Annotated in this window: 24 protein-coding genes; 14 read left to right on the forward strand and 10 right to left on the reverse strand. The window is 71.1% G+C overall.

What is annotated here, in order from left to right:
- The first annotated feature begins 127 nt into the window (after window positions 1-127).
- Together ACSYGO_RS02930 and ACSYGO_RS02935 are read left to right on the forward strand one after the other, a co-directional pair.
- A complete protein-coding gene (locus tag ACSYGO_RS02930) occupies window positions 128-583 on the forward strand; it encodes a carboxymuconolactone decarboxylase family protein (protein ID WP_435228941.1) in 456 nt (151 codons plus the stop codon).
- Window positions 584-909: 326 nt separating this feature from the next.
- Window positions 910-2,385, forward strand: a complete 1,476-nt coding sequence (locus tag ACSYGO_RS02935; protein WP_460385677.1) for an MFS transporter — start codon at window positions 910-912, stop codon at window positions 2,383-2,385.
- A 234-nt stretch (window positions 2,386-2,619) separates the two neighbouring features.
- Here ACSYGO_RS02935 and ACSYGO_RS02940 read toward each other — a convergent pair whose 3' ends face one another.
- Window positions 2,620-3,186, reverse strand: a complete 567-nt coding sequence (locus tag ACSYGO_RS02940; protein WP_460385678.1) for an antibiotic biosynthesis monooxygenase — start codon at window positions 3,184-3,186, stop codon at window positions 2,620-2,622.
- Between the two features lie 71 nt (window positions 3,187-3,257).
- On the opposite strand from ACSYGO_RS02940, the gene ACSYGO_RS02945 reads away from it, so the two are divergent.
- From ACSYGO_RS02945 to ACSYGO_RS02955, 3 genes are read left to right on the forward strand one after another with little or no spacing between them, the layout of a single operon-like run.
- On the forward strand, window positions 3,258-3,785 hold the full coding sequence (locus ACSYGO_RS02945; protein WP_432177168.1) for a (2Fe-2S)-binding protein: 528 nt from the start codon (window positions 3,258-3,260) through the stop codon (window positions 3,783-3,785).
- Window positions 3,786-3,796: 11 nt separating this feature from the next.
- Window positions 3,797-4,801 carry an FAD binding domain-containing protein gene (locus ACSYGO_RS02950; RefSeq protein ID WP_432177167.1) on the forward strand — a complete coding sequence of 335 codons (1,005 nt, stop codon included), beginning with the start codon at window positions 3,797-3,799 and terminating at the stop codon, window positions 4,799-4,801.
- Window positions 4,798-7,029, forward strand: coding sequence for a xanthine dehydrogenase family protein molybdopterin-binding subunit (locus tag ACSYGO_RS02955; RefSeq protein WP_432177166.1), 2,232 nt, complete (start codon window positions 4,798-4,800; stop codon window positions 7,027-7,029). Before ACSYGO_RS02950 ends, ACSYGO_RS02955 begins: the two co-directional genes overlap by 4 nt.
- 60 nt (window positions 7,030-7,089) lie before the next feature.
- On the opposite strand, the gene ACSYGO_RS02960 is transcribed toward ACSYGO_RS02955, so the two are convergent.
- From ACSYGO_RS02960 to ACSYGO_RS02970, 3 genes are all read right to left on the reverse strand, one after another.
- Window positions 7,090-8,253 (reverse strand): PP2C family protein-serine/threonine phosphatase, encoded by a 1,164-nt coding sequence (locus tag ACSYGO_RS02960; RefSeq protein ID WP_460385679.1) that lies wholly within the window; start codon window positions 8,251-8,253, stop codon window positions 7,090-7,092.
- Between the two features lie 216 nt (window positions 8,254-8,469).
- Window positions 8,470-9,447, reverse strand: coding sequence for a CU044_5270 family protein (locus tag ACSYGO_RS02965; RefSeq protein WP_460385680.1), 978 nt, complete (start codon window positions 9,445-9,447; stop codon window positions 8,470-8,472).
- Complete coding sequence (locus ACSYGO_RS02970; RefSeq protein WP_432177163.1) at window positions 9,440-10,090, reverse strand: RNA polymerase sigma factor; 651 nt, start codon at window positions 10,088-10,090, stop codon at window positions 9,440-9,442. The genes ACSYGO_RS02965 and ACSYGO_RS02970 overlap by 8 nt, the downstream gene beginning before the upstream one ends.
- 228 nt (window positions 10,091-10,318) lie before the next feature.
- Here ACSYGO_RS02970 and ACSYGO_RS02975 point away from each other — a divergent pair, with 228 nt between their 5' ends.
- Window positions 10,319-10,858, forward strand: a complete 540-nt coding sequence (locus ACSYGO_RS02975) for an LOG family protein (RefSeq protein WP_432190527.1) — start codon at window positions 10,319-10,321, stop codon at window positions 10,856-10,858.
- A gap of 344 nt (window positions 10,859-11,202) precedes the next feature.
- The gene (locus ACSYGO_RS02980; protein ID WP_460385681.1) at window positions 11,203-12,660 is read left to right on the forward strand and encodes an NF041680 family putative transposase; all 1,458 of its coding nucleotides are present in this window, start codon (window positions 11,203-11,205) and stop codon (window positions 12,658-12,660) included.
- A gap of 8 nt (window positions 12,661-12,668) precedes the next feature.
- Here the strand turns inward: ACSYGO_RS02980 and pdxR are convergent, their stop codons facing one another.
- Window positions 12,669-14,108, reverse strand: coding sequence for a MocR-like pyridoxine biosynthesis transcription factor PdxR (gene pdxR / locus ACSYGO_RS02985; RefSeq protein WP_460385682.1), 1,440 nt, complete (start codon window positions 14,106-14,108; stop codon window positions 12,669-12,671).
- Between the two features lie 47 nt (window positions 14,109-14,155).
- Between pdxR and ACSYGO_RS02990 the strand changes: the two genes are divergently transcribed.
- Together ACSYGO_RS02990 and ACSYGO_RS02995 are read left to right on the forward strand one after the other, a co-directional pair.
- Window positions 14,156-14,656, forward strand: coding sequence for a carboxymuconolactone decarboxylase family protein (locus tag ACSYGO_RS02990; RefSeq protein ID WP_460385683.1), 501 nt, complete (start codon window positions 14,156-14,158; stop codon window positions 14,654-14,656).
- Window positions 14,657-14,699: 43 nt separating this feature from the next.
- Window positions 14,700-15,539: an aquaporin gene (locus tag ACSYGO_RS02995; RefSeq protein WP_460385684.1), complete on the forward strand. Its 840-nt coding sequence runs from the start codon at window positions 14,700-14,702 to the stop codon at window positions 15,537-15,539.
- A gap of 174 nt (window positions 15,540-15,713) precedes the next feature.
- Here the strand turns inward: ACSYGO_RS02995 and ACSYGO_RS03000 are convergent, their stop codons facing one another.
- Window positions 15,714-16,649 (reverse strand): EamA family transporter, encoded by a 936-nt coding sequence (locus ACSYGO_RS03000; protein WP_460385685.1) that lies wholly within the window; start codon window positions 16,647-16,649, stop codon window positions 15,714-15,716.
- A 69-nt stretch (window positions 16,650-16,718) separates the two neighbouring features.
- Between ACSYGO_RS03000 and ACSYGO_RS03005 the strand changes: the two genes are divergently transcribed.
- A complete protein-coding gene (locus tag ACSYGO_RS03005; RefSeq protein ID WP_460385686.1) occupies window positions 16,719-17,576 on the forward strand; it encodes a LysR family transcriptional regulator in 858 nt (285 codons plus the stop codon).
- A gap of 66 nt (window positions 17,577-17,642) precedes the next feature.
- Here ACSYGO_RS03005 and ACSYGO_RS03010 read toward each other — a convergent pair whose 3' ends face one another.
- Together ACSYGO_RS03010 and ACSYGO_RS03015 are read right to left on the reverse strand one after the other, a co-directional pair.
- Window positions 17,643-18,164, reverse strand: a complete 522-nt coding sequence (locus tag ACSYGO_RS03010) for a cysteine dioxygenase family protein (RefSeq protein ID WP_460385687.1) — start codon at window positions 18,162-18,164, stop codon at window positions 17,643-17,645.
- The gene (locus tag ACSYGO_RS03015; RefSeq protein WP_460385688.1) at window positions 18,161-18,703 is read right to left on the reverse strand and encodes a dihydrofolate reductase family protein; all 543 of its coding nucleotides are present in this window, start codon (window positions 18,701-18,703) and stop codon (window positions 18,161-18,163) included. Before ACSYGO_RS03015 ends, ACSYGO_RS03010 begins: the two co-directional genes overlap by 4 nt.
- 104 nt (window positions 18,704-18,807) lie before the next feature.
- Here ACSYGO_RS03015 and ACSYGO_RS03020 point away from each other — a divergent pair, with 104 nt between their 5' ends.
- The 3 genes from ACSYGO_RS03020 to ACSYGO_RS03030 all read left to right on the forward strand — a co-directional run bounded on the left by ACSYGO_RS03020 (window position 18,808) and on the right by ACSYGO_RS03030 (window position 21,728).
- The gene (locus ACSYGO_RS03020; RefSeq protein WP_460385689.1) at window positions 18,808-19,725 is read left to right on the forward strand and encodes a LysR family transcriptional regulator; all 918 of its coding nucleotides are present in this window, start codon (window positions 18,808-18,810) and stop codon (window positions 19,723-19,725) included.
- Between the two features lie 160 nt (window positions 19,726-19,885).
- Window positions 19,886-20,332: a MarR family winged helix-turn-helix transcriptional regulator gene (locus ACSYGO_RS03025; protein WP_435224513.1), complete on the forward strand. Its 447-nt coding sequence runs from the start codon at window positions 19,886-19,888 to the stop codon at window positions 20,330-20,332.
- Between the two features lie 64 nt (window positions 20,333-20,396).
- A complete protein-coding gene (locus ACSYGO_RS03030) occupies window positions 20,397-21,728 on the forward strand; it encodes an MFS transporter (protein ID WP_460389666.1) in 1,332 nt (443 codons plus the stop codon).
- Between the two features lie 200 nt (window positions 21,729-21,928).
- Here ACSYGO_RS03030 and ACSYGO_RS03035 read toward each other — a convergent pair whose 3' ends face one another.
- Complete coding sequence (locus ACSYGO_RS03035) at window positions 21,929-22,132, reverse strand: cold-shock protein (RefSeq protein ID WP_028801265.1); 204 nt, start codon at window positions 22,130-22,132, stop codon at window positions 21,929-21,931.
- A gap of 441 nt (window positions 22,133-22,573) precedes the next feature.
- Between ACSYGO_RS03035 and ACSYGO_RS03040 the strand changes: the two genes are divergently transcribed.
- Window positions 22,574-23,233 (forward strand): hypothetical protein, encoded by a 660-nt coding sequence (locus tag ACSYGO_RS03040; protein WP_426680342.1) that lies wholly within the window; start codon window positions 22,574-22,576, stop codon window positions 23,231-23,233.
- Between the two features lie 96 nt (window positions 23,234-23,329).
- Here ACSYGO_RS03040 and ACSYGO_RS03045 read toward each other — a convergent pair whose 3' ends face one another.
- Complete coding sequence (locus ACSYGO_RS03045) at window positions 23,330-25,642, reverse strand: FdhF/YdeP family oxidoreductase (RefSeq protein ID WP_432188015.1); 2,313 nt, start codon at window positions 25,640-25,642, stop codon at window positions 23,330-23,332.
- Window positions 25,643-25,686 lie beyond the last annotated feature (44 nt).

The raw sequence follows: 25,686 nt of genomic DNA on the forward strand, positions 1-25,686 counted from the left end.
CGTCGCTGTTGAAAGCCGTTTCGGCTGTCCCACGGTGTCCCACCGGCGTCGTCATGGCAAGCCCGAACGGCTGTCATGGAGTCACGCCCCGAGGGAACGGGGCGCCACCGCCAGAGGGAGAGTTGAGATGCAGTCTCGTATGCAGAACCCGGCCGTCGTCCTGTCCGACGCGATGCAGCCGATCCAGGCGCTCCTGAAGGCCGCGCACAGCGGCGGGGTGGACGCGCAGACGCTGGAGCTGGTGCATCTGCGGGTCAGCCAGATCAACGGGTGCAGTGCCTGTGTGGACGGCGGTGCGAAGACGGCCCGCAAGGCGGGGGTGAGCGACGAGCGGCTGGCCACGGTCGTGGCCTGGCGCGAGACCCCGTACTTCAGCGAGGAGGAGCGGGCGGCGCTCGCACTGGCGGAGGCCGCGACGCGGCTGGCGGACCGCCCCGACGCGGTCGGCGACGAGATCTGGGACGCGGCGGCGAGCTACTTCGACGAGAAGCAACTCGCCTCGATCATCCTGATGATCGGCGTCACCAACCTCTTCAACCGGCTCAACGCCACCACCCGCCAGATCGCCGGCGCCTGGGGATGAACCGGCCCGGACCCGGGCGGCGGACACGCATCCGCCGCCCGGGACGCCCGGATCACGGCCGCTGTCCGGCCCGGACCGGCCGCCACCGCCACCGTCCAGCCAGGACCGGCTTCCTCCACGCCACGATCCCATCAGGGTCTGCCGGTTCACCGCCACCGCCCGACCAGGACAGCCGGACTCCACCACCACTGTCCCTCCAGGGCCACGCCCTGACAGGCTGCATCTTCACCGACAGCGTCGGTCACTGACAGCCTCGGTCACCGACAGCCCGACTCAGCCGACTCGCCAACGGCCCGAACGCCTGGTGGTCATCGAAGGAGCCCGCCGTGCCCTCCGCAGCCGACACCGAGCTCGTCCCGGCGAACAGCTCGTACCGCGACGTCCTGCTGCGCAACCGGCGGATGGCCGGTCTGCTGCTGGGCGATCTGCTGGCGAACGCCGGCACGGGCATGCTGATCGTCGCAATGCCCGTGCAGACACTGGCCGTTCACGGGTCACTGGATGCGGCGCTCGCGATCGCGATGGTGGAGGCGGCGCCGTTCCTGCTCTCCACGGTGCTGGCCCTGGCCATCAGCCTGGGGCGGTTCTCCGCACCTCCGCGTCGGCTGCTGCTCGCGGACTGTGTCCTGCGCGCCGTCGCGTTCACCGGACTCGGCGTGCTCGCGGTGGCGGACCGGCTCACGCTGCCGGTCCTGGTCGGCGGGCTGCTGCTGGGCAGCACCTGCCGGATGGCGGGCTCCAGCAGCCGCCGGCTCCTGGCCACCTCGATGGTGGACGACGTGGACCGGTTCGCCGTCAACGGGCTGCTCGGACTGGGCAGCAACTTCGCGCTGCTGGTCGTCGGACCGGTGGCCGGCGGGCTGCTCGTGGCCTGGGCCGGCGCGGGCCGGGCGCTGTTCGCCGACGCGTGCGGGGCGTTGATCCTGCTGGTGTCGGTGCTGCGGTGCGTGCCGCGGGCACCGGTGGCCGGCGCGGCAGACGGACGGGAACCGGAGCACGCCCCGGAAGGCAGGCCGACGTACGAGACCGAGCAGGGGCCGGAACACGGGCCCCAGCAGCCGCAGAGAACGCCGTCGGAGAAGGCGTCGCGAGTGCCGTCGGAGCAGACACCGGAAGCACCATCGAAGCAGACACCGGAAGCACCGTCGGAGTCGACGTCGCCCGCACCGTCGAAACAGACGCCCGAAGCACCGTGGGAGCAGACACCGGAACGTGAGCCGCGGCGCGAGTCGGGGTGGCGCGTCCTGCGACGCCGACCGGTGGCCGGACACCTGCTCGTGGTCGTCTTCTTCTTCAACTTCCTCTACATGCCGATCGAGGTCGCCCTGCCGCTGTACGTGCGGGACACGCTGCACAGCGGCGCGTCCGGGCTCGGGCTGCTCTGGACCGCGCTGGGCGTCGGGGCACTGGCGGGTGCCGCTCTGGTCGACCGTCTCCGCGGCCTCCCTCAACGCCCTTTGCTCGTAGCCGTCATCGCACTGTGGGCACTCTGCCCGATCGCGCTGGCCGGGATCGGAGACCGGACCGCGGCCATGGTGGTCTTCGGTCTCGGCGGCCTGGTCTGGGCGCCTTTCACGCCGATCGCCTACAGCTTCCTGCAGTCCGGGCTCCGTGACGACGAACAGCAACCGGTCGTCACCCTGTGGACGACGGGCTCGACGGTCGCCGCCCCGCTCGGCCTGCTGGCCGGCGGTCCGCTGATCGCCCTCGCGGGTCTGCGCACCAGCCTGGTCCTGTCCGGTCTGCTGACCATGCTGCTCGCCGTACTCGCGGCCTGGAGCGTGGCCCGCAGACCACGGTGACACGCTCGGCCGGCCCCGGGGTCCGGGCCCTGGAGGACGGCCGAACGTCTGGCGCGGGACCCCGTGCGGCCTGGGGGGTTTCGTTTGGATCAGGTCGGATCAGGCCGCGGCGTCCGGTGCGGTGCATCGCAAGGCGGAGGATCACCCGCGTACCGGGCGTACTCGGGTGGTCCGACAACGCGGCGAGGTGCCGTGCCGGGCGTCGCGGACCCGGGCTGAACCAAACGAAACCCCCTAGCTCTCGGGATAGAGCCATCGCCGCAGCGCCCTGCTGAGGAAGGGCATCACCGCATAGGTGAGGAGGGGCGCGAGGACGATCGGGAAGACCAGCGTCCGCCAGGGCAACGGCCAGCCGCGGAAGTACTCGGCGACCAGACCGTCGTACAGCAGGGCGAACGGGTAGACGGCGACGATCGTCATCAAGGACATCTTCCAGCGGGCCGGAGGCCGCACCGGCAGTCCGGGGACGTCGAACCAGGTCTCCAGGCCGGTCGTGGTCAGCTTGGGCCGTACCGACCGCGCGTAGGGCCTGACGCGGTCCTGCCAGGCAGCCCGCTGCGGCGAGGCCATCCAGCGGTCCAGGTCCGCGGTGCCGGCGAACCTGACCACCGCGTGGTACCGCCGGGGCCCGTCCTCCTCCTCCGGGCGCAGCCAGGTGACCCCCTGATGGCCCAGGAACGCGGCGGCCTCCGTCTCGATCCCGTGGGCCCACCGCTCGAACTCCGCCTCCATGCCGGGCTTCGCCTCCCAGGTGAAGACCACGGTCACCGACTCACGGGCCTCGTGCGCACTCTCACTCATGGCAAAATCGTACGGTTGCAGCACATATCCGCCTGTATCAGGATGAATGCGTCCCCTTCTGGAGGTCTGCCATGTCTGCACACAGTCCGGCCCCCCTCACCGAACGTGGGCAAGGCCTCGAAGAGCGAGGGCCGGGCCCGGTCGCGGTCACCTTGACGGTCAACGGCGTGCAGCGCTCCGTGGAGATCGAGCCGCGGGTCAGCCTGCTCGACGCGCTGCGCGAACACCTGGACCTGACCGGTGCGAAGAAGGGCTGCGACCAGGGCACGTGCGGCGCCTGCACCGTCTGGGTCGATGGCAATCGCGTACTGTCCTGCCTCACGCTCGCCATGACCTGCGAAGGACGCGAGGTGACCACCATCGAGGGGCTGGCGGAGGGCGACGAACTGCACGCCATGCAGGACGCGTTCATCGCCGAGGACGCCTTTCAATGCGGCTTCTGCACTCCTGGCCAGATCATGTCGGCGACGGCGCTGCTCAAAGAGGGCCACGCGGGCGACGACGCCGAGATCAAGGAGTGGATGAGCGGCAACATCTGCCGCTGCGCCGCCTACCCCCACATCCGGGCCGCGATCCGCGCAGTCCGCGACGGAGCCTAGGGAGCCTTGCCGTGCGGCCCATCACCTACGCGCGCGCCACCGACACCGCGGCGGCGATCGCCGCGGTCAGCGCCGACCCGACCAGCGACTTCCTCGCCGGCGGCACCACCGAGATCGATCTGCTGCGGCAGAACGTGCTGCATCCTCGGCGGCTCGTCGACATCAACAGCCTTCCCCTGAACCGGATCGAGACCACCCCCGAGGGGGGCCTGCGCATCGGCTCCCTGGCCCGGATGAGCGAGGTCGCCGCGGCCCCCGTGGTGCGCGAGCGGTTCCCCATGCTCAGTCAGGCGCTGGAGCTCGGCGCCTCGGCGCAGCTGCGGCACATGGCCTCCATGGGCGGCAACCTCCTGCAAAAGGTGCGGTGTTCGTACTACCGGGATGCCGAGTCACCGTGCAACAAGCGTGAACCGGGCACGGGGTGCTCGGCCGTCGACGGGTTCAGCCGCGGGCACGCCGTCCTCGGCACGAGTTCCCACTGCATCGCCACGCACCCCTCCGACGCGGCCGTGGCGCTGATGGCCCTCGACGCACAGGTGCACACGCTGGGCCCCGACGACCGCGAACGCACGTACGCCTTCGACGACTTCTTCCTGCTGCCCGGTGACTCCCCGCACCGTGAACACCCGATGGAGCACGGCGAACTCATCACGTCCATCGAGGTGCCCGCGGCGCCCGTGGCCCGCCACTCGCTCTACCTGAAGGTCCGGGACCGCGAGAGCTACGAGTTCGCGCTGGCCTCCGTGGCGGCCGCGGTGTCCGTCGTGGACGGCACGATCGCGGACGTGCGCGTGGCCCTCGGAGGCGTGGCCACCAAGCCGTGGCGGGCCCGGCGGGTCGAGGACTTCCTGATCGGCGCGGCGGCACAGCGGAACAACTTCGCCCAGGCGGCACGGGTGGAACTGATCGAGGCGCAGCCGACCACCATGAACGCCTTCAAGGTCGAACTCGCCCAGCGCGCGATCGTGCGCGCCCTCGACACCCTCATCGGCAACGGAAGCGAGAGCCCGGAATGACCACCGCAGCCGCAATCGGACAGCCGCTGTCCCGCGTCGACGGCCGCCCCAAGGTCACCGGCGCCGCCCGCTACTCCGCCGAGATCCCGATCCCCGGCATGACCTACGCCTGCCTCGTCGGATCCCGGATCGCCAGTGGCCGGGTGACCGGGATCGAGACGGAACGCGCCCTGGCCGAGGAGGGCGTCATCGCCGTCCTCACCCACCGGAACCTGCCGCGGATCGCCGAACAGCCGCCGCTGATCCCGTCACTGGCGGGCACCGCCGCACCGGGGCAGACCTTCTTCCCGATGCAGGACGACACCGTCCACTACGTGGGTCAGCACATCGCGATCGTCATCGCCGACACCTGGGAGCGGGCCCAGCACGCCGCGAGTCTGCTGCGTGTCTCGTACGAGGGGACCGCCCCGCTCACCACCCTCAACCAGGGCCGCGGCGACGCCTATGTGCCCGAGCGCATCTTCGGCGGCTGGCTGCCGGGACGGGTCGAGCGTGGAGACGTCGACGCGGGGCTCGCGCAGGCGGACGTGCGGGTGGAGGCCACGTTCACGTACGCCGCGAACAACCACAACCCCATCGAGCCCGCGTGCACGACCGCCGAGTGGCAGGGCGACGAACTGGTGCTGTACGACTCCACCCAGGGCGTCAACGCCACCCAGATCACCGTCGCCCGGCAGCTGGGCATCCCGCTGTCGAAGATCCGCGTCATCAGCCACTTCGTCGGGGGCAGCTTCGGCTCCAAGGCCATGATCCACGACCATGTGGCGCTGGCGGCGCTGGCCGCCCGGGAGGTCGGCAGGCCGGTCAGACTGGCGCTGACCCGCGAGCAGATGTTCACCTCGGTGGGACACCGCGAGGAGCAGGAACAGCAGATCGTCCTCGGCGCGACGCGCGAGGGGCGGCTGACCGCGATCCGGCATCTCAAGCTCTCCCCCACCTCGCACTTCGACGACTGGGCAGAGCCCTCGATCGGCGTCTCGTCGGAGATCTACGCGTGCCCGAACTTCCAGGGCGTCTACCGGATCTTCCGCGCCAACACCATGACCCCGACGTTCATGCGGGCGCCCGGCGAGGCCAGCGGCATGTTCGCGCTGGAATGCGCCATGGACGAGCTGGCGCACGAACTCGGTGTGGAGCCGATCGAGCTGCGGCTGCGCAACTACACCGACGTGAGCCCCATGACGGGCAATCCCTGGTCCAGCAGCGGCCTGCGCGAGTGCTATCAGCGGGGTGCCGCGCGATTCGGCTGGGAGGGCCGCGACCCGCGGCCCGGCATGCGCCGCGACGGGAACTGGCTGATCGGAACGGGCATGGCCAGCGCGGGTTACCCGGTCGCTCCGCCCGCCAATCCGCAGCGCGCCCGCGCCCGGTTCTACGCCGACGGAACCGCGGTCGTCCAGGCCGCCACCCCCGACTTCGGCACGGGGGTCGCCACCGCGATGACGCAGGTCGCCGCCGACGGGCTCGGCATGGCGGTGGACCGCTGCCGGTTCGAGGGCGGCGACACCGACCTCCCCAACATCGCGGCCGCAGTGGGTTCGGCGGGCGCGGGGATGATCAGCGCCGCCGTGCACAGTGCAGCGACCGCCCTGCGCAACCAACTGATCGCGAAGGCCGTGGCGGACCCCAACGGGCCGCTGTACGGCGCGAACCCGGTCGACGTGGTCGTCCAGGACGGAGTCATGACGGCCGGAACCGCCTCGGATTCCTACGTCGATCTGTTGCAGCGCAACTTCCAGCCGGACGCCGAGGCGTCCGGCGCGTGGAAGCCGCCGGGCGGCGACTCCGAGTACGCGATGATGACGTTCGGTGCCCAGTTCGCCGAGGTGGCCGTGGATCCCGAACTCGGTGTGGTCCGGGTACGACGCATGACCGGCGCTTTCGCCCCCGGCCGGATCCTCAACCCGAAGACGGCCCGCAGCCAGCTCATGGGCGGCATGCTCTGGGGCCTGGGCCAGGCGCTGCTGGAGGCCAACCACACGGACCCGCGTACGGGCCGCTGGGCCAACACGAGCCTGGGTGAGTACCTGGTCGCGGTGAACGCGGACGCGCCCGACGTCGATGTCGAGCTGATCGAGGTCGAGGACAGCGTCGTCAACCCGCTCGGTGTGAAGGGTGTCGGCGAGGTCGGTCAGGTCGGTGCCGCCGCCGCGATCGCGAACGCCGTCTGGCACGCGACCGGCCGTCGCATCCACAAGATGCCGATCACGATCGAGGATCTGCTCTGACGCGGGCTGCCGCGGCAGCGCCGGGGACCGCGCTCAGGCGGCCTCGGACGGCGACTGTGCTCAGGCGGCCTCGGACGGCGACTGCTCCGAAGGTGCCCCGTCCCGCTGGATGACGATCACGGCCATGTCGTCGTGCAGTCGGCCCCCCACGTAGTCCCGCAGGTCCGCGGTGAGGCTTTCGACCAGCGGCACGGGCGGCTGGTCCGCCCAGGCCGCGACACGTTCGGCGAGCGGATAGAAGACGCCCCGCTCGTTGCGGGCCTCGCTGACGCCGTCGGTGTAGAGCACCAGGCGATCACCGTGCTCGAACGGGAAGGTGGCCGCCGCATAGGTGGTGTCGATCGCCACGCCGAGCCCGAGCGGCGGTGACGGCTCGGGCACCGTCAGCGCGGTGGCCGTCCCGTTCAGGTGGCGCAGCAGGAGGGGCGGCGGGTGGCCGCAGCTGACCACGTGGACCACCGGCTCGTCGTCCGGGATGTCCAGCACCGCCGCGGTCACGAAGCGCTCGGCGGCGTCCTCCTCCAGCCCGGAGAACTCCGCCAGCCCCCAGCCGACGGCGTCCTCGATGTACGCGACCAGCTCCGGCAGCGGGACCGGACGGTGGGCGGCGGCGCGGAAGGCGCCCAGCACGATCGCCGTGTCGCTGATCGAGGCGAGGCCCTTGCCGCGGACGTCCCCGATGAGCACGCGTGTGGAGCCCGGGACGCGGGCCGCCGCGTAGAGGTCACCGCCGATGCCCGTGTCGGCCTCGGCGCTGTGGTACTCCGAGGCGAAGGAGATCGGCCCGGCGTGCTCCGGGAGCGGGCGCAGCACCACACGCTGTGTCGCGTCGGAGACCGAGCGCACATGCACCAGCTCCTGATCGCGCCGGCCCCGCAGGTAGGTGAAGAAGACCAGGAAGGCGCAGACGGCGACGAGGGCGGCGATCTCGACGACGACACTCTCGGTGGTCAGGGTGTGCCGTACCGTTCCGGCGGCGACCAACGCGAGTACGGCCAGCGCGCCGACGAGCGCGGTGAGCCAGGGGCCGAAGGCGACGGCGGTGACCGCCACGGCGACGACCAGCAGGTGCGCGAGATGGATGTCCGGCGGCAGGAACGCGTCCGCCACGGGGATCGCGACGATCAGCAGGAGGGGGCCTGCCAGCCACAGCCAGTGCGGCGCCGCGCGGAGCGAGGACCGCACGGTCTCGGCCACGGAGATGGTGATGCTCGCAGGGCTCACATGGTGCTCCAGAACTGGTCGTCCTGCCCCAACCAACACGTGGCCGTCCGTCCGCCATTCCCCTGCACCCCTCGGCGGGTCCGGTGGGCGCCCCCTGGGCGGGCCCTCAAGGCCCCTCCCAGGCGGCCGTCGGCTGCCTCCTCGGCCTCGGCCGCGCCGGGGCGCGCGTCAACACGCCCCGGCCCCAGCTCCCGTCGCCACAGGCCCTTCGAGGGCCTAGGGACGCCGGCCGATCCGATCGACCACACCCACCGCCTGACGGCTGCGCATCTCGACGTACCTGTCCGTCTGTCGCCACTCGCCGTCGACGCGCTTGTCGGTGCTGCCCTTGAGACGAATGCCCAGGTAGTCGTAGGTCTCACGGTCGAAGACGAACGTGAAGGTCAGGTGGGGGTACGACACCCCGACCCCGTGCCGGCCCAGCGCGTCGACCTCGTCCTCGTCCACCTTGATGCGCGGCAGTTTCGCCAGGGCCTCGAAAGCGGCGGCCTGCAGGCCGGGCGGCATGACCCGCGGCCCCTGCATGAGCAGACATGCCTCCGTGAACACCATCCTGTCGGGGTCGGGCGCGGGCCCGCCGGCCTTCGTGCTGGACGGCTCGACGACCTGGATCCGCCCTCGGCCGAGCCACTTGAGCAGTTCGCCGGGGTCGGTCGGCCACTTCTGCAGCTTCGCGTACTCATTGGGCGGCCACTGCACCTCGTGCTCCCCCAGCGGCGGGTCGTTGTGGATCTTGCCGTACTCCTGCCGGCGCGAAGGCTTGGAGCCGTCCACGGACATCCAGCTCTCGTCCGTCCACGTCCTGGTCCTGCCGCCCTTCAAGGGCGTTCGCGTGGTGTAGGTCTTCGTGTAGAAGTACTGGTCGTTGCGCGGGACCGGCAGGCCGGCGCCGGTGGACCGCGTCCTGTCCGCGGCCTTGTGCAGCACCTGCGCCGCGCTGAGCGTGGTCATCCTCGGGGACCGGGGGTCCCCGCCGTCCGCCGAGGCCACCAGCACGGTTCCCGCCGCTGCCGCGGCGACCGTCGCCGCCACCGCGACACGGAACACCGTCCGCCTGGGCAGAGCGAGAGCGACTCCCCCGCGGCTCTCCCGTCCGATGGCGGTCATCAGCCGGGTGCGGGCGGCGGCACGCGCCTCGGCGGTCAGGGGAGGCGTGTCCGCCTCCAACTCCTTCACGGAGGTGAGGTCATCCATGGTCGGGCTCCTCCTGGAACTCTTGCAGGGCTGTGGGATCGGACCCGCCCAACGCGTCGCGCAGTCTCCTTCGAGCCCGGTGCAGCCGTGAGCGGACGGTGCCCACCGGTACCCCCAGGGCCTCCGCGGCCTCCGCGTAGTCGAGATCACCCCAGGCGATCACCAGCAGTACGTCCCGGTAGCGGGCCGGCAGCTTGGCGATGCAGCCCGCCAGCGCACCGCGGGCGCTCTCGGCGGTGACCCGGTCGGCCACCCGCTCGGCCATCGGCTCGCCGCCTCCCTCGTCGGGGACGCCGGCGGCGACCCGCGCCATTGCCCGGAGATGGCGCGCCTCGGCCCTCCGGTGCTCACCGACGAGATGGGTGACGATCCCGTACAGCCACGGGCGCGCCTGGGCCCTCGCCAGGTCGTAGCGGCGCCGTCGCTGGAAGGCGATCACGAAGGTCTCCGCCATCAGGTCGTCCGCCGCGTCGGCACCCAGCCGCCGGGCCGCGTACCGGTGGATGTCGTCGGCGTAGCGGTCGAACAGCACGGCGAAGGCATCGGGCTCGTCCCAGGACCGTTCGATCACCGAGGCGTCGGAGTCCGGCCGTTCGTCCGTGCCCTCGGCACGATGGACTCCGACGCTCGGTGAAACGGTCATCGGTCGCCTCTTAGGCTCATGTTTTTCCCTCGAAGACGCGGGCATGGTCACCTGCTGTTCGCCGATGGCCCGATTCGAGTTCCCGTTCCCGTGCGCGCACGGCCCGCTCGCGTGCCGGCACCCGACGCGGCGGCCTATTGGTCCCCTCCGTCATCCGGGAATTGGTCCCTGCGACCGCGAGGTCCCGTACGTACGGTCGGGATCATGACAGTAGCAACGCCCCTCACGATGAGGATCTGTGTCTTTCTCTCCGCCGCCGACCTCGACGAGCGCTACACCCGGCCCGCCCGCGAACTCGCGGAGTTGCTCGGCAAGGGCGGCCATACCTTGGTCTGGGGTGGATCCGACACCGGGCTGATGAAGGTCGTCGCCGATGGGGTGCGGGAGACCGGAGGGCGGCTGGAGGGGGTGTCGGTCTCCTTCCTGCGGGAGTGGGCCCGGCAGGACGCCGACGAGATGGTGGTCGCCGATGACCTCGCCGAACGGAAGGCCCTGCTGCTGGCCCGTGCGGACGCGGTGGTCGTGCTGGCGGGCGGCCTGGGCACCCTGGACGAGGTGACCGAGGTCCTGGAGCTCAGGAAGCACGGCCTGCACGACAAGCCGGTGGTGCTGCTGAACTCGGCCGGTTTCTACGACGGGCTGACGCTCCAGCTCCGCCGCATGGAGGAGGAGGGCTTCCTGCCTGTGCGTCTGAACGAGCTGTTCTTCCCGGCGGACACCGCTGCCGACGCCTTCGCATACCTGCAGGAGTGCGTCGTGCCGCGGTGATCGGCCCCCGTGCGGGCATCCGGCCATGCCCGTGTGTCTAAGGGCTGTCCCGTAATCCCTGGCGGGCGCACGACGACAGCTACGGCACCTCGCCGCGTTGTCGGATCGCCCGAATACACCCAGTATGAGGACGACCCTCCGCCCCGCGATGCACCGCATCTGACGCCGCGCGCTGATCCACCAGGGATTACGGGACAGCCCTTAGCTTGATCTTTAACGCTCGATGTCGAATGGTGCGTCGAACTTGATCACTCGGTTCGGTATCCGCCCTACGCAGAAGCGGCCTTCGGCTGAACATGTGTTCCGACCAAGGAACACACACGTCCAGCACGAAGGCCGTGAGGATGAGTCTGCTGCATCACAACGCCCGATCGGAGGCATTGGCACAACTGTCATGCTTCCGGGGCGAGTTCTACGCCTGTCTGACCGCTCGTTCGGACACGTTGTTCGAGCTGGCTGATGCCGTTCTGCGCGACGACGGCCCGGTGAGATCGCTGGCCGAGCTGTCACTGGTGGGTGAACACCGCCGCGGCCATGGAGGGCTCTACGCGGCAGTGGCCCGTGGACGCATCGATGCCGGCGGGCTGCGACGGGCACTGGCCGCAGTGCCACTGCCGCGGGCTGCCGACGGCCGGCTGGTCCTGGCTGTCGATGTCACCTGCTGGCTGCGGCCCGACGCCCACACCTCACCGGAACGGATCCTGTGCCACACCTACGGTCGGGGCAAGGACCAACACATCCCGGTCCCCGGCTGGCCCTATTCGATCATCTGCGCGCTCGAGCCGGGCCGCAGCTCATGGACCGCACCGCTGGACGCACTGCGTCTGAGGCCCGGGGACGACACCGCCACGGTCACCGCCCGGCAGTTGCGCGATCTGCTTCAGCGACTGATCACCGCAGGGCAGTGGCAGACGGGCGACCCGGACATCCTCATCGTCGCGGACGCCGGATACGACGCACCCCGCCTCGGCTTCCTCCTGAGTGACCTGCCGGTGAAGGTGCTGGCCAGGATGCGCTCCGACCGCGTCCTGCGCAGGGCTGTCCCACCGCGCCTCCCGCACACCCAGGGCCGACCGCCGCGGCACGGCGGCGAGTTCGTCTTCGGGCAGCCTGACACCTGGGGCACCGCGGACACCGAAACGGTTACCGACACACGTCTCTACGGCACCGCCAGGGCCCGTTCCTGGGACCGACTGCACCCCAGACTGACCCACCGCTCTTCCTGGGCAGCCGCCGACGGCACCCTCCCCATCGTCGAAGGGACGGTGATCCGCTTGGACATCGGCCACCTGCCCAGCGGAGCAACCCCGAAGCCGGTCTGGCTGTGGTGGTCCGGCACCGACGCCACCCCGGCGGACGCCGACCGTCTCTGGCAGGCATACCTGCGACGCTTCGACATCGAGCACACCTTCCGCCTGTTCAAGCAGACCCTCGGCTGGACCTCCCCGAAGATCCGCAGCCCCGAGGCGGCCGACCGATGGACCTGGCTGATCCTCGCCGGCTACACCCAACTGCGGCTCGCCCGAACGCTGGCAGCCGACCTGCGTCGGCCGTGGGAGCAGCCGACCCCGCCGGACAGGCTCACCCCCGCCCGAGTCCGCCGCGATTTTCGGCACATCCGCCCCAAGGCCAGCTGCCCGGCCCAAGCACCGAAACCCTCCCGCCCCGGCCCCGGACGACCTCCAGGCAGAAAGAACACCCGGCCCACACCCCGCCACGACGTGCACACACCCCGCAAAACACCGGCGCCGAAGCCACGGACGAAGACGTCCACCACCCCACGACCCCGCCGCACAGGTTAAAGATCAAGTTAGGGCATCACCGTGCACAAGGTGTTCAGCGCACCTGTCCACGCACTGTCCGAGGGAGCCGCGTAGTTCACCACGAGCGCGTCCTGTCCGGGCAGTTGACGGGCGGGGTCGGACGCTTCGTGGCGGAACTCGGCGAGCCCGCTGACGGCGAGGCCCTGCCGCGCGGCCTCCTGGACGACCGATCGCTCCGTTCCTTGCGGGAGTTCGAGGACGGCCTGCAGTCCGGCGGCCATCCCGGCCACACGGACGTGCGGGGCTCTCAGAGCCAGGGCCGTGACCAGTTGGTCGCGGCGGCGGCGGTAGTGCAGCCGCATCGCGCGCACATGACGGTCGTACGCGCCCGACGTCAGGAACTCGGCGAGCGTCAGCTGTTCCAGCGCGCTCGACATGTAGTCGCCGAAGCCTTTGGCCGCCACGATGTCCGGGACCAGTTCCTGCGGCAGGACCATCCAGCCGAGCCGGATGCCGGGCGCCAGTGACTTGCTCGCGGAGCCGAAGTACACCACCCGGTCGGGGTCGAGGCCCTGCAGGGCGCCCACCGGCTGTCGGTCGTATCTGAACTCCCCGTCGTAGTCGTCCTCCAGGACGAATCCGCCGGTGCTGCGCGCCCACTCGACAGCCGCCGTACGCCGGTCCGGGCGCAGCGCGACGCCCGTGGGGTACTGGTGGGCGGGTGTCATCAGCACCGCGCCGATGTCGTCCGTCCGCGCCAAGTCCTGGGTCCGGGCCCCGTGTTCGTCGACCTGGACGGGCGGGGTGCGCAGGCCCGCGCCGGTCAGCAGGTCGCGATAGAGGTCGAGTCCGTACGACTCGACGGCCACCGCCTGTACTTCACGCTCCCTCAGCACCTGTGCCATCAGCGCGAGCCCGTGGTGGAAGCCGGAGCATACGGCGATGCGGTCCGGCTCCGCGTACACACCGCGAGCCCTCGCCAGATAGTCCGCGAGGGCGGTGCGCAGGCGGAGCTGACCGAGACCGTCCCCGTAGCCGAAGGCATCGTAGGGTGCCGCATTCATGGCGCGACGGGCGGCGGTGAGCCACTGGGCGCGGGGGAACCTAGCGAGGTCCGGCGCACCCGGCTGCATGACATACAGAGGGCGTTTCGGGGTCGTCTGCGCACGAGGGACGGCGGGTGCGGCGCCGTGTCGCGCGGGCCGTGCGGCCACTCGGGTCCCGGATCCCTGCTGGGCGCTGAGCCAGCCCTCGGCGACGAGTTCGCCGTAGGCGTCGGTGACGGTGTTGCGGGAGACACCGAGATCGGCGGCGAGTGTGCGGGACGGTGGCAGCCTCGTGCCGGGCGCGAGCCGCCCCGTGCGCACGGCGTCCCGCAGCGCGTCGGTGAGCCCGGCGCGCAGCCCGGGCCCGCGCAGATCCAGATGGAGGTCGGTGCCGGGTTCAGCGGCCGGACCGCCCTCCGAATTGGTCTGGGAATTTGTCACGGAGATGGACCCTACTTCAGTGCCACTGCCTGCGTAGCGTTGCCGTCATGAACACGAACGAAGCACACGAAAGCCCGAAGCGCCTCTCCGCACACACACCCCGCCTGGACTGGGCGACGCTCGCCCCGGAGGCCTTCAAGGCCATGGTCCGCCTGGACACGGTGGCGAAGCACGGCGTGGAGCCCGTCCTGCTGGACCTGGTCAAGATCCGCGCGTCCCAGATCAATCACTGCGCCTACTGCCTCGACATGCACAGCAAGGACGCGCTGGGCGCGGGCGAGTCGGCGGAGCGGATCCTCCAGCTCGACGCCTGGCGGGAGTCGAAGCACTTCTACACGGCCAAGGAGATCGCGGCGATCGAGCTGACCGAGACGATCACCGTGCTCACGGACGGCTTCGTGCCGGACGAGGTGTACGCGCGGGCCGCGGCCGAGTTCGACGAGACCGAGCTCGCCCGCCTGATCGTGGCGATCACGACGATCAACGCGTGGAACCGCTTCGGGGTGTCGACCCGCCTCGTCCCCGGTCACTACACGCCCACGACGTGACCCACCGGCTCTTCGTCCGGCACGCCACCTCCAGGAGATCACGGTGAGTACCGTTCCTTCCCTTGCACGCCGGCCGTCCCTGGCCCGTGCCGCCGATGAGTTCGTGCTCGCCACCGTCATGCTGTTCATCGCGGTGACGGCCGTCCGATGGCTGCGCGATCCGGGCTCCGCCCTCTACGTCGCCGACCTCGACGTCGCCATCGCGGTCCTCGGCGCCTTCAGCGGGGCCGTCCTCACCGCTCTGATCCTCACCGCGCCGGGGAGGCGGAGCGGAGGGCACATGAATCCCGCCGTGACGGTCTCGCTGTGGCTGATGGGCACCTTCCCGAGGCGCAGGGTACTGCCCTACGTGCTGGCCCAACTCGCGGGTTCCGCGGCGGGGGCGGGCCTGGCACGTCTGGTGTGGGGACGTCCCGTCGCCCTGCCGTCGGTCGGCTACGCCGCGATCAGGCCCGCGCCGAGCTGGCAGCCGGTGTCCGTCTTTCTCGCCGAGGCAGGAGGCATGGCGGCCATCGTCCTCGTCGTCGGGTTCCTCCTGGCCCGTTCCCGCGGGACCCGCCTGCTGCCGTACGCCATCGGGCTGTCCGTCGCGCTGGTGATCGCCCTGCTCGGCACCCGCAGCGGGGGCTCGGTCAACCCCGCCCGTCAGCTCGGACCCGCCGTACTTGCGGGTCGGACCGAGGATCTGTGGATCTACCTGGTGGCGCCGGTGCTGGGAGCGGCGCTCGGCGCCCGTCTCGACCGCCTGCTCGGCCGACACCGGCTGCCTGCCGGCGTGACGAGGGTCGTGGGCTCCCGGTCACCCGGGCCGGCGGACTCGTTCGCGCCGGACCTCGCGCACGGTCATACTCCGCACGAGAAGCAGACTTCCGCTCAGGGGTGACCGTATTTCCGTGTCCCACAGCGGGGGCAGAGACGAACCGTCCCGCTGCCCGCCGAGCGGTCCGGACGGTTGCGCAGGCCGCCGCCGACTCGCCCGGCCGACAACGGAGTCGGCGGTCGCGCGCCTGTCCCGGCGCGCGGTCGGGGTCCGCTTCGCGGCTGCTTCACACCGACGTCAGTCGGCGAGCGGGGCGTGCGGCCGGTGGGCCGACGCGCGTACGGCGCCGGCGCCGGCGGCGACGACGAGGGCGACGGCCAGGACCTCGGTCGCGCCGAGGCTCTCGTCCAGGACGAGATAACCCGCGAGCGCCGCGATCGCCGGGGCGAGGCTCATGAGCACCGCGAACGTCGAAGGCCGTAGCCGCCGCAGGGCCAACAGCTCCAGGGTGTAGGGCAGGACGGACGACAGCAGGGCCACGACCGCGCCCAGCGCCAGGGTCAGCGGGTGGAAGAGGGCGCCGCCCTGCTCGGCCAGCCCCGCCGGCAGGCTGAGCAGGGCGCCGACGGCCATGGCCAGCGCGAGACCGTCGGCCTTCGGGAACCGGCTGCCCGTCCGCGCGGACAGCAGGATGTACGCGGCCCATGTGGCCCCCGCACCCAGGGCGCATCCGGCGCCCGCGAGGTCGAGCCCGTGGAGACCACCGCGGCCCAGCAGTGTCACGCCGGTCAGCGCCAGGGCCGCCCACACCCAGCTGCTCGCCCGGCGTGCGGCCACGACGGACAGTGCCAGCGGCCCCAGTACCTCCAGGGTGACCGCGGCCCCCAGCGGGATACGGGCAATGGCCAGGTAGAACAAGGTGTTCATGCCGGCCAGCGCCGTCCCGAAGGCCACGACGACCGCCCAGTCCGCCCGCCGGTACCCGCGTGTCGCGGGGCGGCACACGGCCAGCAGCATCACCGCCGACAGGGTCAGCCGCAACGACACCACCCCCAGGGCGCCGACCCGCGGAAAGAGCAGGCTCGCGACGGCGGCGCCGAACTGTTGCGAGAAGATGCCGCCGATCACCAGACCGACGGCCGCACCCGCCTGCCCGCGAGGGCCCGATGCATGAGCGGCACCGGGCGTGCGGAGCGGCGTGGACGGGGACGTACGAAGACGCGTGTCGGTCATGTCTCCGACGCTAGGAGCCGCCGCGCGGCCTGTGAAATGCCCATTCGTCCGTGGTTATGCTTGACGGACATGACCATGGAGCTGCGCCATCTGCGCGCTTTCCTCGCCATCGCCGAGGAAGGCACCATCACGCGCGCCGCGTCCCGGCTCCACATGAGCCAGCCCGCTGTGTCACGGACCTTGCACCAGTTGGAGGCCCACCTCGGTGTCCGGCTGGTCGACCGCTCCACCCACCACCTGCACCTGACCGACGCCGGAGCCGCGTTCCGCATCCGGGCGGCCACCGCGCTGCGGGCCGCCGACGCCGCGTTCGACCCGCGCCGCCTGGGCACCTGGCCGCTGCGCCTGGGCCACGCCTGGTCCGCCCTCGGCGACCTCACCGCGCCACTGCTGCGCCGCTGGAACGAGACCCACCCCGACACCCCGCTGGAACTCCTGCGCATCGACGACCGCACCGCCGGACTCACCCGAGGCGCGGTCGATGTCGCCCTGGTGCGCGGCACGTTCACCGCTCCCGGTGTGCGCAGCGTGCCGCTCCTCAGCGAGCCGCGCGTCGCGGCCGTCCCCATCACCAGCGACCTGGCCGAGCGCCCCCGGCTGGCCCTGGCCGACCTCACCGACCAGGCCATCACCCTGAACACCGTCTCCGGCACGACCACGCTCGACCTGTGGCCCGCAGCCGTCAGACCCTCCCGGGTCCTGGAAGTGGGCAACACCGACGACTGGCTGGCCGCCATCGCCGCCGGGCAGGCCGTGGGTGTGACCACCGCCGCGACCGCGACCCTCCACGCCTACCCCGGCGTCGTGTACCGCCCGCTCACCGACGCACCCGACGTGCCGGTCCTGCTCGCCTGGGCGGAGCCCCCCACGCATCCGGCCGTCACCGAACTCGCCGACCTCGCCCGCGAGGTGGCGCGGGAGCCGTGACGTGCATTCCGCCCGGCGCGTCGGACTTCGCCGCACAGGGCTGCGCCGCATCCGCGCAGGTGTCCGTCAGTCGTAGGAGCGGCGGGCGCTGGAGCCGATGCGGGTGATGTCGGTGCCGTAGACGTGCAGGCTCACGGCCGTCTCGGCGTGGGTGTTGCGGATGCGGTGGATGTCGCCGGGTGGGGCGAAGCCGCTGACCTCGCCGACGTGGTTGTCGCGGACGCCGATCAGGTCGAGCCGCTCGTCGTACAGCTCTTCGTGTTCGACGCCCTGGAGGACGCCGACGACGCACCAGGTGATGTGGTCGTGGATGCGGGTGGTCTGGCCGGGCCGCCAGACCAGGGCGACGACGGAGAACGTGCCGTCGGGTTCGACGTGCAGGACGTGCCCCGCGGGCCGGTCCGGCGCGCCGCGACGTTGTGCGGCGGTCAGGACGTCGGCGCCGGGCAGGTGCCGGCGCAGCCGGTCGGCGACGAGACCGGCGGTGCGGTCCCAGTCTTCGTGCGTGCGGACGACCGCACGTATGCCGGCGAGGAGTTCGGCCGGCAGGGGCGTCGCCGTGGTCTGCATGGCCGGACTCGTGGTCATGGCTGCCTCTCGACGTCGGCGGGGCGGAAGCGGAGGTTGGTGATCTGTCCGGCCGCGGAGCATTCCGTACGCCGCAGCCGGACCCGTTCGCCGCCGGGGGCGTGGTAGAGCCGGATGCCGTCGCCGAGCAGGACGGGTGCCAGGTGGACGAGGATCTCGTCCACCAGTCCCTGCCGGAGGCACTGGCTGCCGAGGCGGGCCCCGAGCAGCACGAGGTTCTTCCCGTCGGCGGCCGCGCGTGCCGTGTCGACGGCTTCGGGGAGGTCCGTGGACAGGAAGGTGACGTCCGGGTCGTCGGCGGTCCTGTGAGTGAGCACGAAGACCGGCCCGGACCAGGCGCCGCCGTAGGGCCGGTGGTTCGCCTTGCGGCCCGTCTCGTAGGTGCGGCGGCCCGCGAGGACGGCTCCGGTCGTACGGATCGTCTCGTCGCCGGCCGGGGAACGGTCCGTGAGGTCGAAGACCCAGTCCATGGCGTCGTCGGGACCGGCGACGAAGCCGTCCAGGGACATCGTGGTGTGCCAGACAACTGAGGCCGTCATGGTTCGTTCCTTTGCGGTCGGAGGCCTGTCCCCTCAGCGTGCTGCCGACCGGATTAATTCGTCCAATGCCAGTATTCGCGCTCACTCATAGATAGCCTTGATGAATGCTGGACATCGTGCGGCTTCGGGTCATCGCGGCGATCGCCGCGCACGGCTCCGTCACCAGGGCCGCGGAGCACCTGCACTATTCACAGCCGTCGGTCAGCCACCACCTCGCACGTCTGGAGGCCGAGACCGGTGCCCGGCTGGTCCAGCGGGTGGGCCGCGGCATCCGTCTCACGCCCGAGGGCGAGCAACTGGCCCGCCGGGCCGCCGAGATCGTCGGCCGCGTCGACGCGGCCGCCGCCGAACTGTCCGCGATGGTGGGCCTGCGCAGCGGCCGGGTCCGTGTCGCCGGTTTCCAGTCCGTGCTCAGCACGTTGGTCCCCCGGGCCGCGGCCGCCGTGCGCGCCTCCCATCCCGGCATCGAACTGAGTCTGCTCGACGCGCACCCGGAGAACGCCTTGCGGATGCTCCGAGCCGGGGACATCGACGTGGCCGTCGTCTTCCGCTACGACGACGCGACACCCGGCGACGTCCGCGCCACCCACCTCTTCGACGACCCCATGTACCTGCTCAGCCTCGACGCCACGACCAGGACTCTGAGCGACTGCCGGGACGCGGCCTGGATCGCCGGCTGCGAGCACTGCCGCCGCGAGTTCGTCGACGCCTGCGAGCGAGCGGGCTTCACCCCGCGCATCGCGTACACCAGCGACGACGTGATCGTGGAGCAGTCGCTCGTCGCCGCCGGGCTGGGCGTGACCACCATCCCCGGGCTGGCCCTGCGCGCCCACCGCGCACCGGGGATCGAGGCCGCCGAGGTCCCCGGCTTCCGTCGGCGGGTCCACGTGGCGACCTACGGCGATCCGCCCGATCCGCCCGCCACGGCCGCGTTCCTCGCGGCACTCCGCCAAGCGGTGGAACAGGCCGGGTACTTGGAGCCCGCCGCACGCCGAGGTGAGCAGGCGTCGCGGGAGTCCTGACACCTGCGCCCCGCACCGGCCGCCCTGCCGGGGCCACCCACGCACTCGGCGGGACACGGCGCCGGGCCGCACCGGTTCCGCTCGGAGTCGCGACGCCTCCGACCCACCATTCATACAGATAACCTGTACAGATCAAACTGTACTGTTTAAGGTGGACGACATGAACGAGAACCCTCACGCGTCACCTTCGGCAGTGGAGGCGTCGCGGCAGGTGCGGGCCGTCATCGGCCGGCTGCGGCGCCGCATTCTCGGTGCCTCCGAGGCCGACGACATCACCTTGGGACAGGTTTCGGTCCTGACGCGGCTGGCCGACCGGGCCGGTGTGACGGTGAGCGACCTGGCGGCCTCGGAGGGGATGCGGCACCAGTCGATGACCGCGACCGTCGCTCCGCTGCTCGCCGCGGGGCTGGTCGAGCGGCGCCGGGACCCCCATGACGGGCGACGCCTGCTGCTCGTGCTCACGCCCGCCGGACGGCGGAGGGTCGAGGAGGGGCGGCAGGCCCGGCGGGAGTGGCTCGCCGGCCAACTCGACGAGAAGTGCACGGAAGAAGAGCGGCGAATCGTGATCGAGGCCATGATCGTCCTGGAGCGCCTGACACGTGACTGAAGGGACGAAGGCCGGGCCGATACCGTCGGCGCAGTCACGATTCGACCGGCGGCTGCTGCCTCCGATGCTGCTGGGCTCGGTCCTGAACCCGATCAATTCCACGATCGTCTCGGTCGCGCTCGTGCCCATCGGCGTGGCGTTGGGCGCACCGCCCGCACAGACGGCGTGGCTGGTCTCCGCGCTCTACCTGGCCACCGCGCTCGGACAGCCCGTCATGGGCCGCCTGATCGACCTCTTCGGCCCTCGCCGGGTCTTCCTCGTCGGCACCGGCCTCGTCGGCACCGGCGGCCTCGTCGGCACCCTCGCACCGAATCTGGGCGTACTGATCGTCGCCCGGATCATCCTCGGATTCGGCACCTGCGCCGGGTACCCGGCCTCCATGGCACTGGTGCGCAGCGAGGCCCGCCGCACCGGACACGACAGCCCCGCCTCCGTGCTCACCGCTCTCGCCGTGGCCGGGCAGACCGTCATGGTCGTCGGCCCCCTGCTGGGCGGCCTGCTGATCGGCGTGGGCGGATGGCGCGCCACCTTCGCGCTCAACGTGCCGCTGGCGGCGGTCGCGCTGCTGCTGGGCCTGCTCCGCCTGCCCGAGCGGGCCGGTCCCGGTCCGGCCCCGCGGCACGAGCGGATCGCCGGACGGCTCGACCTGCCCGGCATGGCCCTGTTCGCGGCCATGCTGATCGCGCTGCTGCTGTTCCTGATGGACCTGCGCCCGGACCACTGGTACCTGCTGGGCGTCACCTTCGTCGCGGGAGTCGCGTTCGCCCGACGGGAGTTGCGGGCCGCGACACCGTTCATCGACCTGCGGGTGCTCGGTGGCAACGTGCCCCTGCTGGCCACCTACGGACGCGCGCTGGTGGCCTACGTGGTCGCGTACGGCTTCCTCTACGGCTTCGCCCAGTGGACCGAGGACGGCTACGGACTGACGCCCTTTCACGCGGGCCTGGTCCAGATCCCCACGGCCCTCATGGCCATCACCGTCTCCGTGACCACCGGGAAGCGCAGCAGTGTGCGCGGCAAGCTGCTCACCGGCGCCGTCGGCCAGATCGTCGCCTGCCTGCTGATGCTCACCCTCGGCGCGGACAGCCCGCTGTGGATGCTGCTCGTCGTGGCGCTGGCCTTCGGCGTGCCCCAGGGGTCGAACAGCCTGGGCCTGCAGAACTCCGTCTACCACCAGGCCGACCCCGAGCGGACCGGATCCTCCTCCGGCCTGCTGCGCACCTTCTCCTACCTGGGCTCGTTGGTCGCCACCGCCACGACCGCGGCCTCCTACGGGCAGCGGGCCGACACCCACGGTCTGCACACGCTGGCCTGGGTCATGCTCGCGGCCGGCGTCCTGTACCTGCTGCTGACCGTCTTCGACCGCACGCTGCGCCACGCGACGACCGACAGGTAGAGCGCGGCTGCTCGCCGGCCCCCGGCTCCCGGCCCGTGGAGCGCGAGACCCGCGCCGGCAAGGCCCTCATCCGCCGCGGTGACGTCACCACGACCGTCGACCGGGCCACGACCGGTGACGCCCGGGCATCCGTCCCTCAGGGCGCCGCACAGGGGCGTCCCCGCCCTCCTCGGACGGAAGGGCGGGGACGGGTACGGGCGTCAGGCGCGGACGATGTTCTCCGCCTGGGGCCCCTTCTGACCTTGGGTCACGTCGAAGGTGACGGTCTCCCCCTCCACCAGTTCCCGGAAGCCGTTCCCGGAGATGTTGCTGTAGTGCGCGAAGACGTCCGGCCCACCGCCGTCCTGGGCGATGAATCCGAAGCCCTTCTCGGCGTTGAACCACTTCACGGTGCCGCTGGCCATTCTGTGTCCTTCGTTCATGCCGGGACGAGCCCGGCTCAGTGAAAACGGGTCCCCCACACATCGGGAACACCCGATATCCGTTCTACCCCGTAACGGCCACATCGTCCGGCTTCCCCACCCCGTCACGGCGGATCTTTTCCGCCGTACGCCGTGGCCCGCGGAGCCCCGCACCTACGCCGGACCTCTGGGCCGACGGCGTGTCCGGCCGCCCGCGGCGCCTCCGCCGAAGCGTGTCGACGGGGTGGAGGACTCGCGGCAATCCGGTGCGCGGAATAGCCCGCATGGGCCACACGGCGCGCGCGTCGTCACGCCCGGCGGCAGGGTGTTGCGTGCAGGCTCCGGGCAGCTGCTCTCCGTTCCGCCCCCCGTGCCCCCGTGTGCGGCGCTCAAGGAGCACCTCCCAGAGCGACCGAAGACCACGGCAGGCCGGCTGGAGGCCCCATGCGGGAGAAACCCCTGAGCAAGATCGGCGAGGAGCTGACGCGTCTGCGCCACGAGGTGTCGCACACCACCGCGCGCCGGTCCGCACCGGAGGGCTTCGGCCTCGACCGCGCGCTGGTCAGCGGGCTGGTCGCCGACAGCCTGAGTCCGCAGGACGAGGCCACGCTCGCCAAGCAGGTCGCCCAGCTGCTGCCGTTCCACTGGGCCCAGTCCAACACGCTCGCCGTCACGATGACCGAGATCGTCGACCATCTCGGCGGCCACCGCGAACTGATGGCCTGGCTCGACCGCTTCCCCGGTCTGCCCAGGCTGACGGCCCGGCTGTACGTCCTCATGGGGCTCCTGGACCAGTACAGCGAGGAGCATGCGGTCGTGCAGGCCTTCCGGGAGTTCCGGGAGCGTACGCCCTATCCCCCGGGCTTGCAGGGGTATCTGGTGCCGCAGACCGACGACTCGACGCTCGCCGGCCTGGCTTTCCGGATCGAGGAGCTCCTGGGCGACGGTGAGGTGACCAAATCCGTCGACCTCGCTCTCGCCACGGCGACATGTGTCGAGCAGGCCGCGCCGCGTGCCGAGGAACTCGACGCCACGGTCGGCGACATGGGCGCGGTGATGGAACACATGGTGAAGGACCTCCGCGAGGCGGACTCCGAGCTCTGACCCCGGCCGCGACCGGCCCGGATCTCCCCGAGCACGACGAGCGACCGTCAGGCACCGCCCGTGCCTGACGGTCGCTCGTACGACCCCACCGAGGGGTCAGGCGGCCGCGGTGATGGTGACCTTGACGTGCTTCATCAGCGGCTGGTCGCTCTGCGTGCTGTAGTCGCAGATCGCGCACAGCACGTTCATCTCCGGCATGTAACCGGCGGCGCTGCCCCGGGGGATGTCGTACGGGATCGCCAGGTAGCCGTTCAGGGAGCGGGTGCTGCCGTCCTTGGCGGTACTGACGATGTCGACGGGATCGAACTCCGACAGGCCGCGCTCGCGCATGTCGTCCTTGTTCATGAACACGAGGGTGCGCAGGTTCTTGATGCCGCGGTAGCGGTCGTTGTCGGAGTAGATGGTCGTGTTCCACTGGTCGTGCGACCGCATGGTGCCGAGCGCCAGCGTGCCGGGGGCGGGGACGACGTCGGGCAGCGGAGCGGTGGAGAACTCGGCGCGTCCGGACGGGGTGAGGAAGACCAGTTCGCGGGCCGGCTGCTTGATGCGGAAGCCGAGCGGAAGACGGACCCGGCGGTTGAAGTCCTCGAATCCGTCGAGTGCCTCTTCCATCGTGTCGCGGATGCGGTCGTAGTCCTCGATGTACCACTCCCAGGGCGTCTGGCTCTCCGGCAGGGCGGCGCGGGCGATACCGGCGATGATGGCCGGCTCGGAGAGCAGGTGGCGCGACGCCGGGCGCTTCATGCCGACGGACAGGTGGACCATGCTCATCGAGTCCTCGACGGACGTGCTCTGGATGCCCTGCCGTTGGTGGTCCTTCTCGGTACGCCCCAGACACGGCAGGATGAGAGCCTGCCGGCCGTGGACCAGATGGCTGCGATTGAGCTTGGTGCTCACCTGGACGGTCAGCTCGCAGGAGCGCAGCGCCTCGTACGTGTACGGCGTGTCGGGCGCGGCCAGGGCGAAGTTGCCGCCCATGCCGACGAACACCTTCACGTCGCCGCGGTGCATCGCCTCGATGGTGCCGACGGTGTCGAGGCCGTGCTCCCGGGGAGGGTCGATCTTGCAGACCGCGGCGAGACGGTCCAGGAACTCCTCGGTGGGCCGGTGGTCGATGCCGCAGGTGCGGTTGCCCTGGACGTTGCTGTGCCCGCGCACGGGTGAGGGACCCGCCCCCTCCCGGCCCAGATTGCCGCGCAGCAGAAGGACGTTGACGATCTCCCGGACGGTGTCGACGCCGTGCTCGTGCTGGCTGACGCCCAGGCACCAGCTGACGATGCTCCGGTCGGCGTCCCGGTAGACGCGGGCCACCTTGAGGATGTCGTCGCGTTCCACCCCGGACTGGCGCTCGATCTCCTCCCAGGAGGTGGCCTCGCAGAGCGCCTTGTACTCCTCGAAGTTCGCGGTGTGGCGGTCGATGAAGATCTTGTCCAGTGCCCTGGGGTCGGTCTTGGCCTGTTCCAGGACGGCCTTGGCCATGCCGCGCAGGAGCGCCATGTCTCCGCCGATGCGGGGCTGGAGGTTCAGGGTGCTGGTCCGCGTCGAGTGGAACGTGGCCATGTCCAGGAAGTCGTGCGGGACGATCGTGCGGGTCGCGGCGGCCTCGACCAGCGGATTGATGTGCACGATCTGCGCGCCACGACGGTGGGCCTCGGCGAGCGCGGTGAGCATTCTGGGCGCGTTGGAAGCGGCGTTGACGCCCATGATGAACAGGGCGTCGGTCGTCTCCCAGTCCTTGAGGTCGACGGTCCCCTTGCCGGTGCCCAGGGACGCCTGGAGTGCGCGTCCGCTCGCCTCGTGGCACATGTTGGAACAGTCGGGCAGGTTGTTCGTGCCCAGCTCACGGGCCATCAACTGATAGAGGAACGTGGCCTCGTTGCCCAGGCGGCCGGAGGTGTAGTACGACGCCTGGTGGGGGCTGTCGAGTTCGCGCAGGACGCGTCCGGCGAGCTCGAAGGCGTCGTGCCAGCTGATCGGTACGTAGTGGTCGGACTCGGGGTCGTAGACCATCGGCTCGGTGAGCCTGCCCTGGTCCTCCAGGTCGAAGTCGCTCCAGCCGGAGAGCTCGGTCACCGAGTGGGCGGCGAAGAACTCCGGGCCGACTCTCTTGCCGGTCATCTCCCAGGTGACGTGCTTGATGCCGTTCTCGCAGATGTCCAGGTGCAGGCCCTTGGTGTCGTCGGGCCAGGCGCATCCCGGGCAGTCGAATCCGACGTTCTCGTGGTTCATCCGCATGATCGCCCGCGGTCCGTCCACGAGGGCACGCTCACGCACCAGCACCCGGGTCACACTCTTGGCCGCGCCCCAGCCCGCAGCGGGGTGGTGGTACGGGTGGAAGTCCGGGTCGTCCTTGGGGGCGGGCCCCACCCGGGGCTCCAGCCCGTCCTGGTCGTCATGGGAGGCGTTCAAGAGTCTCACCCTTTCACCGTCCGGGCGTGGCCCGATCCCCCCGG

Source organism: Streptomyces krungchingensis (assembly GCF_054729265.1).

Excerpts from the sequence above, each read along its gene's own strand:
- ACSYGO_RS02930 (WP_435228941.1), top strand. The coding sequence starts at position 128 with ATGCAGTCTCGTATGCAGAACCCGGCCGTCGTCCTGTCCGACGCGATG.
- ACSYGO_RS02940 (WP_460385678.1), bottom strand. The coding sequence starts at position 3,186 with ATGAGTGAGAGTGCGCACGAGGCCCGTGAGTCGGTGACCGTGGTCTTC.
- ACSYGO_RS02945 (WP_432177168.1), top strand. The coding sequence starts at position 3,258 with ATGTCTGCACACAGTCCGGCCCCCCTCACCGAACGTGGGCAAGGCCTC.
- ACSYGO_RS02955 (WP_432177166.1), top strand. The coding sequence starts at position 4,798 with ATGACCACCGCAGCCGCAATCGGACAGCCGCTGTCCCGCGTCGACGGC.
- ACSYGO_RS02965 (WP_460385680.1), bottom strand. The coding sequence starts at position 9,447 with ATGGATGACCTCACCTCCGTGAAGGAGTTGGAGGCGGACACGCCTCCC.
- ACSYGO_RS02970 (WP_432177163.1), bottom strand. The coding sequence starts at position 10,090 with ATGACCGTTTCACCGAGCGTCGGAGTCCATCGTGCCGAGGGCACGGAC.
- ACSYGO_RS02975 (WP_432190527.1), top strand. The coding sequence starts at position 10,319 with ATGAGGATCTGTGTCTTTCTCTCCGCCGCCGACCTCGACGAGCGCTAC.
- ACSYGO_RS02980 (WP_460385681.1), top strand. The coding sequence starts at position 11,203 with ATGAGTCTGCTGCATCACAACGCCCGATCGGAGGCATTGGCACAACTG.
- ACSYGO_RS02990 (WP_460385683.1), top strand. The coding sequence starts at position 14,156 with ATGAACACGAACGAAGCACACGAAAGCCCGAAGCGCCTCTCCGCACAC.
- ACSYGO_RS03000 (WP_460385685.1), bottom strand. The coding sequence starts at position 16,649 with ATGACCGACACGCGTCTTCGTACGTCCCCGTCCACGCCGCTCCGCACG.
- ACSYGO_RS03005 (WP_460385686.1), top strand. The coding sequence starts at position 16,719 with ATGACCATGGAGCTGCGCCATCTGCGCGCTTTCCTCGCCATCGCCGAG.
- ACSYGO_RS03010 (WP_460385687.1), bottom strand. The coding sequence starts at position 18,164 with ATGACCACGAGTCCGGCCATGCAGACCACGGCGACGCCCCTGCCGGCC.
- ACSYGO_RS03015 (WP_460385688.1), bottom strand. The coding sequence starts at position 18,703 with ATGACGGCCTCAGTTGTCTGGCACACCACGATGTCCCTGGACGGCTTC.
- ACSYGO_RS03020 (WP_460385689.1), top strand. The coding sequence starts at position 18,808 with ATGCTGGACATCGTGCGGCTTCGGGTCATCGCGGCGATCGCCGCGCAC.
- ACSYGO_RS03025 (WP_435224513.1), top strand. The coding sequence starts at position 19,886 with ATGAACGAGAACCCTCACGCGTCACCTTCGGCAGTGGAGGCGTCGCGG.
- ACSYGO_RS03030 (WP_460389666.1), top strand. The coding sequence starts at position 20,397 with ATGCTGCTGGGCTCGGTCCTGAACCCGATCAATTCCACGATCGTCTCG.
- ACSYGO_RS03035 (WP_028801265.1), bottom strand. The coding sequence starts at position 22,132 with ATGGCCAGCGGCACCGTGAAGTGGTTCAACGCCGAGAAGGGCTTCGGA.
- ACSYGO_RS03040 (WP_426680342.1), top strand. The coding sequence starts at position 22,574 with ATGCGGGAGAAACCCCTGAGCAAGATCGGCGAGGAGCTGACGCGTCTG.